Origin of the sequence: Olsenella uli, assembly GCF_901212655.1 — a bacterium.
GTDB classification, from domain to species: Bacteria; Actinomycetota; Coriobacteriia; order Coriobacteriales; family Atopobiaceae; genus Parolsenella; species Parolsenella uli_A.
Map to the genome: position 1 here is coordinate 56,265 of NZ_CAAKON010000021.1, position 12,303 is coordinate 68,567.

The window sequence follows — 12,303 nt, forward strand, 5'->3', positions numbered from 1 at the left end:
TCTCCCCTCGCCCTCGCCCGCAGGATCCGCCGCGACAAATCCCGCAAGATCAACTAAGGGGATTCTACTTGCCAAACGGGCAGACGGGATCGCGTCATTGGGGGGGCCTTTCCACCCTTTCAGAAATGTAGTTCAGAAGTAGTTCAGATCTGGCGGAAATAAGGCTGCCCCAAACCACACCAGATGGCATCTGAACCATAGAGAGAGTTCAGAACTAGCGGAAAGGAGGCTGCCCCCACACCCACAAACCCTAGTTGCCGAAGGGGCAGATGGGGTAGTGGCACTCAGGACATCCGAGGCAGAGGCCGCCGTCGCCGTACGCCACGATGTCGGCGCGGGTCAGGCGAACGCCGGCCGCCACCCGCGGCAGCACGAGGTCGAAGATGGTGGCCCCGGCGAACATGACGCAGCCGGGAAGGCCGAGCACGGGCGTGCCGTCATCGAAGTAGCCCACGAAGAGCATGGCACCCGGAAGCACCGGCGCTCCGTAGGTCACCATCTCGGCGCCGGCACGCCGGATGGCGCCCGGGGTGTTGTCGTCCGGGTCCACGCTCATGCCGCCCGTGCAGACGACGAGGTCGACGCCCCGCTCGCGCACGCGCCGAATCGCAGCCGCCACATCGTCGATGTCGTCGCCGGGCAGCTCGTGCGCCACGCACTCGATGCCAAAGGCCGCGAGCTTGCGCTCGACCACCGGCGTGAACTTGTCCTCGATGAGCCCCGCGGCCACCTCGCTGCCCGTCGTGACGATGCCGACGCTGCGAAGCTTGTAGGGCACGACCTCGCAGAGCGGATCGGGGCCGGCAGCCGCCGCGGCCTCGTCAAGGACCGCCTGCTCGATGACGAGGGGGATGACGCGCATGCCGGCAAGCTTGTCGCCGGCGCGCACCGCCGTGTTGCCATGGCGCGTCGCGATCATGACCTGCTCGACCGAGTTCACCTCAAGCAATCGCTCGGATCGCACGCGGAAGCAGCCGTCATGGGCGGCCTTGAGCTCGATCTTGCCCTCCTTGATGTCCTCGCCATGCGTGCAGCCAGCACCCTCGGCAAGCCTGCAGAGCTGTAGAGCCGCATCGTTCTCGTGCACCATGCCCGGCGCCATCTCCCAGACGTACACGCTGCGCTTGCCCATGGAGAGCAGCACCGGCACGTCCTCGGGCGCAACCACGTGCCCCTTGCGGAACCTCGCGCCCTTGAACTCGCCCGGGATAATCTGCGTCATGTCGTGGCAGAGCACGTGCCCCACCGCGTCCTCAACCTTTATTTCCCTCATCATTTCTCCCCTCGGCTGAGCCGTCTCCCCGCGACCCTGCCGGTAATGCAAGCCCGAAACCAGAGACCATGCCGGAAAAAGCCTGCCGGATTCGGGTTATTGCCTCGAGTAATCCGATGTGCGCGAGCGCAAGGAGGACGAGCGCGCCAGGAGGAACCGGGTGCCCACCCCACGTCACGCCCCTCCCAGTCACATCACCGGGAAGCCCGCACCAAATCACGCCCGCCGGATCACATCGCCGGGACGCACGACGCCCGGTCGCGTGACAACGGCAAACACGCCCTCCGAGGGCATCGCGCACTTCCCCACCAGGCGCTTGATCTCACAGTCGTTGTGGCAGGTCTTGCCGATCTGCGTGACCACAACCTGCGCCGTGCCCACCTCCAGAACGGCGCCTACTGGCAGGGACTTAAGATCGAGGCCTCGTGTAAGGATGTTCTCGGCAAAATCGCCGGGCGCCAGGTCTGGCAGCACGCCACGCAACTCGTCGACGGCCTCGTTGGGCAGAAGGCTCACCTGACGATGCCAATTGCCAGCATGGGCGTCACCCGCAACCCCTGCGCCCACCTCGAGCGATATGGCATCAACCGAACGCTTGCGGGTTCCCTTGCGCTCGCTCAGGCACACGGCCATAACCGCGGCGCCCGGCGTGACGCCAGCGAGATCTGGCTCGTCGCACGGCTCGGCGTCCGCCAAAGCCGCGTCGGTGCCCGGCGTGATGGCGGTAGGAATTGCGTCGCCCCCGGCCGCCGCACCGACACCAGCGCCCTCATCCTCGCCTTCGACATCGCGCGGTGCGCCCTCGTCAACAAGGGACCTCCCAGCAACGTTCACCCGCCCGTTCACGAAGTGCCCCGAGCGCCCGCCGTCCTTCTCGAGCAGACGCACGGCCTCTATCTCCATATTGCGCTGGTGACTCTTGCACATGTCATAGATGGTAAGCGCAGCCACAGACACGGCCGCGAGCGCCTCCATCTCCACGCCCGTCTCGCCCTTGCAGCGCGCCGTCGCCTCGATGGCAATGCCGTCGGGCTCGTAGGCAAACGAGATGTCCACGCCGGAGAGCGGCACCTGGTGGCACATGGGAATGAGCTCCCAGGTGCGCTTGGCCGCCATGATGCCCGCGACCTGCGCCACGGCAAGCACGTCTCCCTTGCGAGTGCCGCCCGTGCGCACGAGCTCGAGCGTGCTCGGCGCCATGCGCACCATGCCGGCGGCCCGGGCGACGCGCGCCGTCACGGGCTTGCCGCCAACGTCCACCATGCGGGCGCGCCCCTGAGCGTTCACGTGCGTGAGCTCCGCGTCGCGGATGCATGCGGAATCTGTCGAATTCGTCATCTATCCCCCGATTTGGTTCATGTCGCGCGGCGTGGCGCTGGGGCTCACGCCGGGTTGCAGGTCATGATGTGCCGGTTTGAGCCGAATCGCACTCCGAAGCGCGGCCTCGAGCTCCTGGCCGTGCAGGCCACGGACGCCAACCTCGGCAGCGGAGTGCAGGCACGGCTTCACGCGGCCGTCGGCCGTGACGCGAATGCGGTCGCACCCCGCGCAGAACCGGTGGCTCACCGCCCGAATGAGGCCCACACGACCGGCAAAGCCCGCTCCGGCATACAGTTCGGCCACGCCGCTCGAGCCCACGCGCTTAAGCTCGGGCGCGCCCTCGAGCACCATATTCGCCGGGACAAAGCGCTCGCGCGGCCAGAGCGAGCACTCGCCCATGGGCATGAGCTCGATGAAGCGGACCTCGACGGGCTCCCGACGCGCGAGATCCACAAAGTCGGTAACCTCGTCGTCATTGACGCCACCCACAAGGACGCAGTTTATCTTGAGGCGCCCGAAGCCCGCCACCCGAGCCGCGCGGATGCCGGCAAGCGCGTCCGAGAGCTCGCCCACGCGCGTGATTTGGCGATAGCGCTCGGGCCGCAGGGTGTCGAGGCTCACGTTGAGGCGAGAGACGCCCGCCGCCCTGAGGTCAGCCGCCACCGGCGCGAGCAGCGTGGCGTTCGTCGTCATGGCGAGCTCCTCCACGCCGGGAACCTCGGCGACCATTCGGCAGAGGCTCACGATGCCCCGCCGCACGAGCGGCTCGCCCCCGGTAATGCGAACCTTCCGCACGCCCAGGGCCGTGGCGGCGCGAACCACCTCGCCGAGTTCCTCGAATGAGAGCAGCTCCTCGTGTGAGCGCGCGGGCACGCCGGCGGCCGGCATGCAGTAGCGACAGCGGCAGTTACACTTGTCGGTCACGGAAAGCCGCAGGTAGGTGATGGTACGTCCAAAGGTGTCCCGCATGTCTACGCCTCCAGCGGCATGACGTCTCGCGGCTCCACCGCAAGCGTCACGCGCTCGGGGGAACCCAGGGTCCACCACGCGTCCTTCTCGAGCTCCACGCGCAAGAGACCACCGCCCGGCGTCTCGCACATGACGATGGTGGAGAAGACATTGTCGATGACGCGCGCCACGCGGCAGGCGATGAGGTTCCCGTTGTTCTCGGAGCCGACGACCGGCATGCCGTCCGGCAAGCTCGCCAAGAGGGCGGCATTGCCAGGGGCCGCGCCAATCGGCTCGGACGACCCGAGATTGGTGCCCCCGCCAATGGCGCCTCCCGCACCGACGATGTGCAGGAAGTGGGCGCGAATGCCCACGTGGTCACAGCCCACAACGCTCCGGGCGCACCGCAGGGTGACGCCCCAGTCAAGGCACTCCAGCGCGTCCGCGCCCACGGGCCGTGCCACGCTCACGTTCTTGCAGCCGCTGATAACGGCCTCGGACACCGTCCTCGGCAGGTTGAAGAGCTCCTCCGTGGCCACGGTTCGGCCGCTCTTGCCCGCCGTGAGCACGCAGACGCGGTCGCACATGCGATAGACCTCGTCCCGATTGTGCGTCACGAACACCGCGCCGCCCGGGAAGGCCCTGAGCGTGTCCGCGAGCTCAAGCTCGAGCTGCCAACGCAGGTAGCCGTCGAGCGCGCTGAACGGTTCGTCAAGCAGCAGGAGCTCGGGCTCGTTGGCCATGATTCGGGCGAGCGCGCAGCGCTGCTGCTGGCCGCCCGAAAGCTGTGCCGGCCGCCGGCGCTCGAGACCCCCGAGCCTAAACGCCCTCATTTGGGCTCGGGCGCGCTCGAGGCGTTCCTCGCGCGAGCCCGAGCGGACGCTCGCGAGCACGTTCTGCTCGACGGTCATCATCGGGAACAGGGCATAGTTCTGAAACAGGTACCCCACGCGGCGCCCCTGCACCGGCACGTTCACGCGGCTGTCACTGTCGAACAGCACGCGCCCGTTGAGCTCGATACGCCCCTCGTCTGGCGTCTCGATGCCGGCGATGCACTTGAGCGCCACGCTCTTCCCGCAACCCGAGGCGCCAAGCAGGGCAAACGTCTCGCTTGGGTCCTCGGCCACGAAACTCACGTCGAGCTGGAAGTTCCCAAGCCGCTTGCGGATGTCAACGGAGAGGCTCATGCCGCGCGCCCTCCCCTCGTGCGGGCGCGCCCCTCGAGCCAGTTCATGGCAAGGAGCACCACCGCGGAGATGGCGATGTTCGCGAGAACCCACCGGAGCGCTATCGCGTCGTCGCCCGTGCGCCACAGCTGGTAGACCGTGGTGGAGACGGTGGCGGTGGAGCCGGGCGTGAAGCCGGCCACCATGGACGTGGCGCCGTACTCGCCGAGCGCCCGGGCAAACGCCAGCACGGCGCCGGCGAGGACGCCCTGTCTGCAGCACGGCATCTGAACGCGCCAGAAGGCCCAGCGTCGGCTCTTGCCGAGCGTCAGCGCCGCGTGGGTGAGCGAGACGTCATAGGCTTCGAAGGCCCCGCGGGCGGTGCGGTACATGAGCGGAAACGCCACGACCACGCAGGCAAAGACCGCGCTCCACCACGTCATCGTGAGCCTGAGCCCAAAGACGGAGAGAGCCCAGGAGCCAATGACGCGCTTGGGGCCCAGCACCAGCAGAAGCAGATAGCCCACCACCGTGGGAGGCAGAACGAGAGGCAGCGTGAGCACCACGTCGAGCGCGCCCTTTACAAGACGGGGAAGCTTCGCGATAAGCTGGGCCGCGCCCACGCCAAGAAAGAACACCGCGACTGCCGAGATGACAGCGATGCGCAGCGAGTTTATGAGCGGATACCAATCCACCGCAGCTACTCCTCGGCAAGCGGCTTGAAGCCAACTTCCTCGAACGCGTCAGAGGCGTCGGCGCCTTTGAGGTACTCGAGGTAGTGCTTGGCGAGCTCCTCGTGCTTGGTGCCCTTCACCACGGCCGCGGGATAGACCACCTTGCCGCCCGTCATCTCCGTGCTGGCAGCGTCAACCACGTCAAGCCCCGCGGAGACGGCGTCTGTGTGGTAGATGATGCCGCAGTCCACGGCAGCCTCGCTCACCTGGGTGGTGACCTCTTTGACGTTGGAGCCGTAGGTGATGACGCCGGAGTTGGCGAGCGCCGCCTCGTCCAGGCCAAAGTAGGACAGGATATTCTGCGTGTACTGGCCCACCGGCACGTCCGAGTTGCCCATGGCAAGCTTGATGTCGCCGGCCTCGAGGCGGTCCTTGAGGTCTTCGAAGCTCTGGATGCCCTTGGGGTTGCCGGAGGGCACCACGAGCGCCACCTCGTTCTCGAGGATGTCGAAGCGCGTGTCGCTCTCGATAAGGTCGAGGCCCTCGGTGTTCTGGCCCTTCTTATCGGCCGCGTCGAGCTGGTTCATCTGCTTTTGGCCGGCGGAGATGAAGATGTCCGCCTCGGCGCCCTCCTGAATCTGCGTCTTGAGCGTCCCGGAGGAGTCGAAGTTGAAGGTCACCTCGGCACCCGTCTGCTTGGTGAAGCCCTCAACGCTCTTCTGGAGGCTCTCCGTGAGGCTCGCCGCGGCAAAGACGGTGAGCTTGTCGCCAGATCCTGCCGTCGTGGTCGTTGCGGCGGCATGGGAGCCCTTCGTCTCGGAGCTGCCGCACGCGCCGAGCCCCGCCGCCACACCAATCGCCGCAATGGCGGCCCCAAACGTCGCGATGGCGTCTCTCCTGGTAATTCCCTTCACGCTCAATCCCATCTCTGGTTCCCACACTTAGGCCGATTTGACGCTTTCCGTCCGAGATGACGCCCGTCGGCTGTATTGATGACCTAAACCCGAGGCGCCGGCTCAAACAGGGGGCGTGGCGCCAGGCATAGCGCGCACCCATCCTTCCGAGCCCCACGACGGTCAAAACCCGTGACTCGCCAGGCATGGCGATCGGTCTGTCCCGGGCCTACGCCGGGCAGGGACGCGCCTCACCCGAGCGGAGCCCGTGCCGCACCTCGATGAGCCGTGCGGCGATGCTCACCGCAATCTCGGCCGGCGTGACGGCGCCCAGGGAAAGGCCGATGGGAAGCTCCACGTGCGCGACGTCGCTCGCTGAGGCCCCCTTGCCCGCGAGCACGTCCTCGAGCACCGCGCGCTTCTTGCGACTCCCCATGCACCCGAGATAGCGCGGGTGCGCGGCCAGTGCCTGGGCCACCACGTCCTCGTCGCCGGCGTGCCCCTGCGTCATGACGCAGACGTAGTCCGACTCGCGCAGGCGAACCGCGTCGCCGATGCGCCCGTAGTCGCCCAGCACCACGCGACGGGCGGCCGGAAAGAGGTCGGGACGCGCGACCTCGGGCCTGCTGTCGAAGACCGTGACCTCAAACCCGATGGCAGCGAGGGCGGGCACGAGCGCCCTGCCCACGTGTCCCCCGCCAAAGACGAAGACGCGCTCGGGAGCGCGCAACGTCTCGACGTAGCGATGGCCATCGTAGGTAGGGAGCTCGGCGGCATCGGCAGTGGCGTCACCCACCTCGGTCTCAATCGGCTCAAAGGACGCCGAGGCGCCCTCACCGGCCCAGGCCACCACGAGCCGCCCACTCCCGCCGGCGTCCAGCGTCGCGAGTGCCTGGCCCAAGACCTCGAGGTCCCAGGCGCCCAGAGCGCGGATACCCACTTCCTGCGAGCCGCCGCACACCATGCCCGTGCTCTGCCGGTCGAGCGTCACGACGCGCGCCCTGCCGTCTGCCAGCGCCTCCCGGGCAAGGCGCTGCACCTTAAGCTCGGGCGCCCCTCCGCCCACGGTGCCCACGCTTGTGCCGTCGTCGAAGGTGAGCATGCGCGCGCCCGCAGGCCTCGCCACGGAGCCCCGGCTTCCCAGCACGACGCTCTCCGCAACCCCCCAGCCCGCGCGGAGTCTCTCCTCTGCAAGCCTCAACAGCTCGATTCCCTCCATTGGCTATCCCTCCAGCCTACACGTGAGCCTGCAGATTGCCTCAAGGACACCGCCGGCCACGGCGCGCGCCTTGTCCGATGAGGTGAAGCAGTGCGCGCGCTCGCATCGCGGGTCTATGTCGCCGGACTTCATGCCGCTCGTGACCTCGACCCCCTCCTGGAGCAAGCCGCGCAGCACGCCGTTGATCGTGCAGCGCATGGGGACACCCGAGACCGTCGCCGCCACCTGACCGGCGCGCACGACGTCGCCGATCTTCAGCACCGGCTCGAAGGTGCCGTCCGCCGGCGCGCGGAGCACGCGGTCTGCCGAGTGGCCGGCGATGACGCCGGGTATGCCGGTGTTGGGTGCAGGCGAGCCCTCGTATAGGGCTTGTCCGAGATAATGGCCTCGCTTGGTCTCGATGGCGGCGTGACAGTCGCGCGGGGCAGTGAACCCGGGCCCCACGCCAATGACCACGGGAGCCATGTCGATGCTGGTGCCGAGGTTGCGCTTGGCGAGGATGGCGTCCACGAGCACGGCGGGCGTGAGGTCGGGGACGCTGGAGGCCTCGGGGTCAACCAGGACGGCCACCTCGCCGCTTGCGACGATGGCGAGCGCCTCGGCAACGTCGTGCGCCAGGCGAGCGCGAACGCCCTCAACCTCGCAGGAGCCCAGGCGGATGGCCTCGGAGAAGCTCACCGTGCGCCGGATGGAGGTGGGAGTCGCCAGGTCGCACATGACCACCTCGCACCCCGCGCGATAAAGCCTGAGGGCGATGCCGGTGGCGATGTCCCCGGCGCCGCGAATCTGTACGAGCATGGGCTCTCCCCTTCGTTTTGGCGCGGACGCACCGCGACACATCTCAGCGCATGGAACCCGCAGGCGTTCGCCCTATCCCGGCATCGACGGGGCGCCACTCGCCGGAACCGTCTGACTTCGGCACGCAATGGCTCAAGCGTAGTGCACAATTGACTACAACGTTATCCACACTATAAGTCTGGTAGCCAAATGAACTGTATGGAATTGTTGGGCATTCCCATGGGCGTTACGTCTGTGTCGGGAAGCGGGGGCAAGACGAGTCTGCTTGCGGCCCTTGCCGCCGTGCTCGAGGGCCCCGTCATCCTCGCCACCACGACCCATTTCATGCCATTCGAGGGCATGCCCCTCGTGACCTCGAGCGATAGTGACGACGTGCGGTGCACGCTGGCAGAGGCCCGCGTCGTGTGCGTGGCCGAGCCGGTCGACCCCGTCATGTCCGGCGGGAAGCTAGGGGCCTCGCGCATACCCATCGACACGCTCGCCGAGCTTGCGCCCCATGTGATCGTGGAGGCGGACGGCTCACGCGGCCTACCGCTCAAGGCCCACGCGCGCCACGAGCCGGTCGTCCCCGCCTGTGCGGCACGACGCATCCTCGTGGTGGGGGCAAGCGGGCTGGGCAGGCCCGTCTCGGAGGTCGCGCACCGCCCCACGCTCTTCTGCGAACGCACCGGGTGCACGCCGAATGAGCCGGCGTCACCCGAGCTCGTGGCGGCCGAACTCGCCTCCGAGTTGGAGTGCGGCCTCATCGCCCCAGACGTCATCCTCGTCAACCAAGTCGATGACGAGACCACGCTCGCGAAGGCCAAGCGCCTCGCACGCGAACTCGCACGGCAGGGCCATCCCCTCCCTGCCTTCGCCGCCTCCCTCCACCGCCCCCGCCAATGGGAACAGACCCTTTTGCAAGTTTCCTGAAAATGCGGGACGGGCACACCCTTCGTCAGGCGCACCCGTCCCTTGGTTTCAGAATTAGTGCAAAAGGGTATGTCCCCGCTGGCACATGACGCCCAATGGCACATGGCAGGGTTAGAGGTAGGCGACTGCCTTGATCTCAATCTTGGAGGCCTTCGGCAGGGCGGCGACCTCGAAGGCGGCGCGGGCGGGGTACGGGGCCTCGAAGAACTCGCCGTAGACCTCGTTCATGGCACCAAAGTCATTGATGTCGTCGAGCAGAACGGTGACCTCGGCAACGTTGGCCATCGTGGCGCCGGCGGCCTCGAGGATGTTCTTGATGTTCGTGAGGCTCTGACGCGTCTGGGCCTGGATGTCCTCGCCCGCAAACTCGCCCGTAGCCGGGTCGATGGGCAGCTGGCCAGACACGTGGATGGCCTTGGTGCCGGTGGAGACGACGCCTGCGGAGTAGGGGCCAAGCGCCGCGGGAGCCTTCTCGGTGACGATTGCCTCGTTAGCCATGTGAATCTCCTTTGTCTTCATGCCCGTCGACGTCCGGCGGGCGGGATACCCAGTTTCTCAGGAAAGCGCCGCGAGCATACCAAAGGCAAGACGCCCTCAGCGGCTCACGTACCGCCCAGGCTTGGTGCCCGTCGGCTCGCCGTCGCGCGCCGCCAGCACGCCGTTCACGAACGTCAGCCTCGCGCGTCCGCGGCACTCGAAGCCCTCATAGGGCGTGTGGTCCACGTTCTGATGCTGCGTGGCGGCACTGATGGTCCACGCCACGGAAGGGTCCCACACGCATACGTCGGCGTCGGCGCCCTCGGCGAGCCGTCCCTTCGCAGGCCACATGCCAAAGACCTTGGCCGGATTCTCGCTCATGAGGCGGCAGAGGTCCTCCGGCCCCAGCCTGCCGGCAAAGCTCGTGGCAATGAGCGCGGGCCTATGCTCCACGCCGGCACCGCCGTTGGGAATCTTGCGGAAGTCTCCTTTGCCGCGGTCCTTCTGGCCGTGAAGGTTGAAGCTGCAGTGATCCGTGGCGATGGTGTCGATCTCGCCCCTCTCAAGCGCCTCGCGCAGGGCCTCGCGGTCCGACGGCTTGCGCAAGGGCGGGCTCATCACGTACTTGGCGCCGGCAAAGCCGTCCTCGCCCCGCTCTAGGTAGCGCGTGTCGTCCAGCAGCAGGTACTGGGGGCAGGTCTCCACGAAGATGTTCTTCTGCCCGCGGGCCTTGGCAGCTCGGATGGCGTCGAGCCCCATCTTGGTGGAGAGGTGCACCACGTTCACGCGGGCGTCGCCCGCAAGGTGCGCCAGGTAGAGCAGGCGGCTGATGGCCTCGGCCTCGCACTCGGCGGGACGGGAGAGAGGGTGCCCCTCAGGGCCCGTGATGCCGGCGTCGAAGACGCGCCGTTGCAGGGCGTCAACCACCGTGCCGTTCTCGCAGTGCACGCAGAGGGTGGCGCCCAGGGGCCTCAGGGCCCCGAGCACCTCGAGGGTCTCCGCGTCATTGAGCCTCAGATGGTCGTAGGCAAAGTAGGTCTTGAAGCTGCAGACGCCCTCCTCTCGCATGCGGGCGAGGTCGGCGCGGTTGCGCTCGTTCCATTCGGCAAGCGCCATGTGAAAGGCATAGTTGGCCGTGCAGGTGCCGTCGGCACGACGGTGCCACTCGGCAAGGGCGTCGGGCATGGTCACGCCGCGGTCGGCCGTTGCGTAGTCCACGATCGTGGTGGTGCCGCCGCAGGCCGCCGCGCGCGTGCCCGTCTCGAAGCTGTCGGCCGTCCAGTCCATGCCGGTCCAGCACTGCATGTGCGTGTGGGCGTCGATGAAACCGGGAAACACCCAGCAGCCCGCAACGTCATAGACCTCGTCGCCCTCGGCGGGCTCGAGGTGCACTGCGATGCGCGCCACCTTGTCTCCCTCGAGCGCCACGTCGCCGTGGCGAAGACCCTCGGGGCACACGAGCGTGCCGTTTTGGATGATGACCGTTCCAACCATCTCCTCAGTGCCCGCCCCGCAGGGCGTGCGGGCCCGCCTCGGGCCCGACTGTCTTCCCAAGGCCGCCGCAGAAGCAGGCAACCCGAGGACTCAAAACAATAACCCCGAGCTCAAGCACCGCGCCCAAGGCCGGCCTCGACGATCTCGCAAATGCGTGCGAGGTCTGACGGGGTGTCAATGTCCCAGAGCTCCCAAGGCCACCTGGCCTCGACAGACAGGCACGCGTCGTCCGCCCCAATCGCCGCGCTGCCTCCCACGTCTCCCTGGAGCCGTTCGAGTCGCCCGTACATCGAGAACGGAAACAGCACGGGCGAGGCCTTCCGTCCGCGCCACGAAAGCCGCACGCAGGCGTCGAGCCGATCCGCGGCCACCTGGAGCAGCGACGTCATGCTCCCCTGCTCAACGAGCGGCTGGTCACCAGGCACGAAGACGCACGCATCCCAGGAGGCCTCGCGCGCGTAGGAAACAAGCGCGCGCACGGAGTCTGCCTGGAGGGAGCCCTGCGGCCGCACGCGCTCGACGCCGCGGGCGTCGCACAGGGCGTCGACCTCCGGGCTGGCGCTCGACACCACCACGGGAAGCCCCACCGGCACGCAGCCGAGGGCGCACCCGAGCACGGGCTCGCCAAAAAGCGGCTCCACGAGCTTGTTGGACCCGAAGCGCGTCGCGTGACCGGAGGCAAGCACGCAGACGCCGACGCGCCTCGCCAGCTCAGCGCCGCCCGGGGCTCCGCAGCCCGGGCCGCCCTTGGGCATGGCGCCGTCCCCGGTCCTCGCAAAGGCAACCGAGAACTGCCCCGCCGCATATGCCTCCACAGCGGCCGTCCACCGCTCGTAGGCGGCGAGCAGGGCATCCGCCTCGGGCGTTGGCGTGGAGCCGCCCCCGCCCGTTCCGCCCACGACGCGCGTGGTGAGCGGTGTTCCGAGCGCAGCCTCGGCGTTGCGCACGAGCGCGAGCGCCTTCGTGTAGGCCATGCCCATGGAGATGGAGGCCGCGCGAAGGCTGCCGCTCTCGCGGACGCGCCGCAGCAGCTCGGCGGGCCCGGGCCCAAAGACGCGGTTGCCCGCGTCGTCCACGAGATATGTCCTCACGTTCGGTTGCATGAAGCTATCTTATCCCCTCGCCTCGT

At 67.8% G+C, this 12,303-nt stretch carries 12 protein-coding genes; 1 reads left to right on the forward strand and 11 read right to left on the reverse strand.

All coding sequences use genetic code 11. The features are described 5' to 3' along the window. Positions 1–250: 250 nt before the first annotated feature. From EFAMC2_RS03955 to yqeB, 8 genes are all read right to left on the reverse strand, one after another. Positions 251–1,273 carry a molybdopterin-binding protein gene (locus EFAMC2_RS03955; protein ID WP_154027326.1) on the reverse strand — a complete coding sequence of 341 codons (1,023 nt, stop codon included), beginning with the start codon at positions 1,271–1,273 and terminating at the stop codon, positions 251–253. Positions 1,274–1,489: 216 nt separating this feature from the next. Next, a complete protein-coding gene (gene moaC, locus EFAMC2_RS10525; protein ID WP_410054796.1) occupies positions 1,490–2,611 on the reverse strand; it encodes a cyclic pyranopterin monophosphate synthase MoaC in 1,122 nt (373 codons plus the stop codon). Then, the gene (gene moaA, locus EFAMC2_RS03970) at positions 2,612–3,562 is read right to left on the reverse strand and encodes a GTP 3',8-cyclase MoaA (RefSeq protein WP_154027328.1); all 951 of its coding nucleotides are present in this window, start codon (positions 3,560–3,562) and stop codon (positions 2,612–2,614) included. It abuts the gene before it with no gap. 2 nt (positions 3,563–3,564) lie between these two features. Next, positions 3,565–4,728, reverse strand: coding sequence for a sulfate/molybdate ABC transporter ATP-binding protein (locus EFAMC2_RS03975; protein WP_154027330.1), 1,164 nt, complete (start codon positions 4,726–4,728; stop codon positions 3,565–3,567). Then, positions 4,725–5,402, reverse strand: coding sequence for a molybdate ABC transporter permease subunit (gene modB / locus EFAMC2_RS03980; RefSeq protein ID WP_154027332.1), 678 nt, complete (start codon positions 5,400–5,402; stop codon positions 4,725–4,727). Before modB ends, EFAMC2_RS03975 begins: the two co-directional genes overlap by 4 nt. Positions 5,403–5,407: 5 nt before the next feature. Next, a complete protein-coding gene (gene modA / locus EFAMC2_RS03985; RefSeq protein WP_261980048.1) occupies positions 5,408–6,295 on the reverse strand; it encodes a molybdate ABC transporter substrate-binding protein in 888 nt (295 codons plus the stop codon). Positions 6,296–6,503: 208 nt separating this feature from the next. Continuing rightward, positions 6,504–7,493: an XdhC family protein gene (locus tag EFAMC2_RS03990; protein WP_154027336.1), complete on the reverse strand. Its 990-nt coding sequence runs from the start codon at positions 7,491–7,493 to the stop codon at positions 6,504–6,506. Positions 7,494–7,496: 3 nt separating this feature from the next. After that, positions 7,497–8,291 carry a selenium-dependent molybdenum cofactor biosynthesis protein YqeB gene (gene yqeB / locus EFAMC2_RS03995; RefSeq protein WP_154027338.1) on the reverse strand — a complete coding sequence of 265 codons (795 nt, stop codon included), beginning with the start codon at positions 8,289–8,291 and terminating at the stop codon, positions 7,497–7,499. A gap of 198 nt (positions 8,292–8,489) precedes the next feature. Here yqeB and yqeC point away from each other — a divergent pair, with 198 nt between their 5' ends. Continuing rightward, the gene (yqeC, locus tag EFAMC2_RS04000; RefSeq protein ID WP_187325139.1) at positions 8,490–9,203 is read left to right on the forward strand and encodes a selenium cofactor biosynthesis protein YqeC; all 714 of its coding nucleotides are present in this window, start codon (positions 8,490–8,492) and stop codon (positions 9,201–9,203) included. Positions 9,204–9,314: 111 nt separating this feature from the next. Here the strand turns inward: yqeC and EFAMC2_RS04005 are convergent, their stop codons facing one another. From EFAMC2_RS04005 to EFAMC2_RS04015, 3 genes are all read right to left on the reverse strand, one after another. Next, complete coding sequence (locus EFAMC2_RS04005; RefSeq protein WP_154027342.1) at positions 9,315–9,701, reverse strand: Rid family detoxifying hydrolase; 387 nt, start codon at positions 9,699–9,701, stop codon at positions 9,315–9,317. Between the two features lie 96 nt (positions 9,702–9,797). Then, entirely contained in the window at positions 9,798–11,174 is a 1,377-nt protein-coding gene (gene hydA, locus EFAMC2_RS04010; protein WP_154027344.1) for a dihydropyrimidinase, read from the reverse strand. 110 nt (positions 11,175–11,284) lie between these two features. Continuing rightward, on the reverse strand, positions 11,285–12,265 hold the full coding sequence (locus EFAMC2_RS04015) for an NTP transferase domain-containing protein (protein WP_187325140.1): 981 nt from the start codon (positions 12,263–12,265) through the stop codon (positions 11,285–11,287). Positions 12,266–12,303: the final 38 nt, after the last annotated feature.

Bases quoted from the DNA above. Each gene is read 5' to 3' on its own strand.
- yqeC (WP_187325139.1), top strand. From the start codon at position 8,490: ATGGAATTGTTGGGCATTCCCATGGGCGTTACGTCTGTGTCGGGAAGC.
- moaC (WP_410054796.1), bottom strand. From the start codon at position 2,611: ATGACGAATTCGACAGATTCCGCATGCATCCGCGACGCGGAGCTCACG.
- EFAMC2_RS04005 (WP_154027342.1), bottom strand. From the start codon at position 9,701: ATGGCTAACGAGGCAATCGTCACCGAGAAGGCTCCCGCGGCGCTTGGC.
- yqeB (WP_154027338.1), bottom strand. From the start codon at position 8,291: ATGCTCGTACAGATTCGCGGCGCCGGGGACATCGCCACCGGCATCGCC.
- EFAMC2_RS03955 (WP_154027326.1), bottom strand. From the start codon at position 1,273: ATGAGGGAAATAAAGGTTGAGGACGCGGTGGGGCACGTGCTCTGCCAC.
- EFAMC2_RS03975 (WP_154027330.1), bottom strand. From the start codon at position 4,728: ATGAGCCTCTCCGTTGACATCCGCAAGCGGCTTGGGAACTTCCAGCTC.
- hydA (WP_154027344.1), bottom strand. From the start codon at position 11,174: ATGGTTGGAACGGTCATCATCCAAAACGGCACGCTCGTGTGCCCCGAG.
- EFAMC2_RS03990 (WP_154027336.1), bottom strand. From the start codon at position 7,493: ATGGAGGGAATCGAGCTGTTGAGGCTTGCAGAGGAGAGACTCCGCGCG.
- moaA (WP_154027328.1), bottom strand. From the start codon at position 3,562: ATGCGGGACACCTTTGGACGTACCATCACCTACCTGCGGCTTTCCGTG.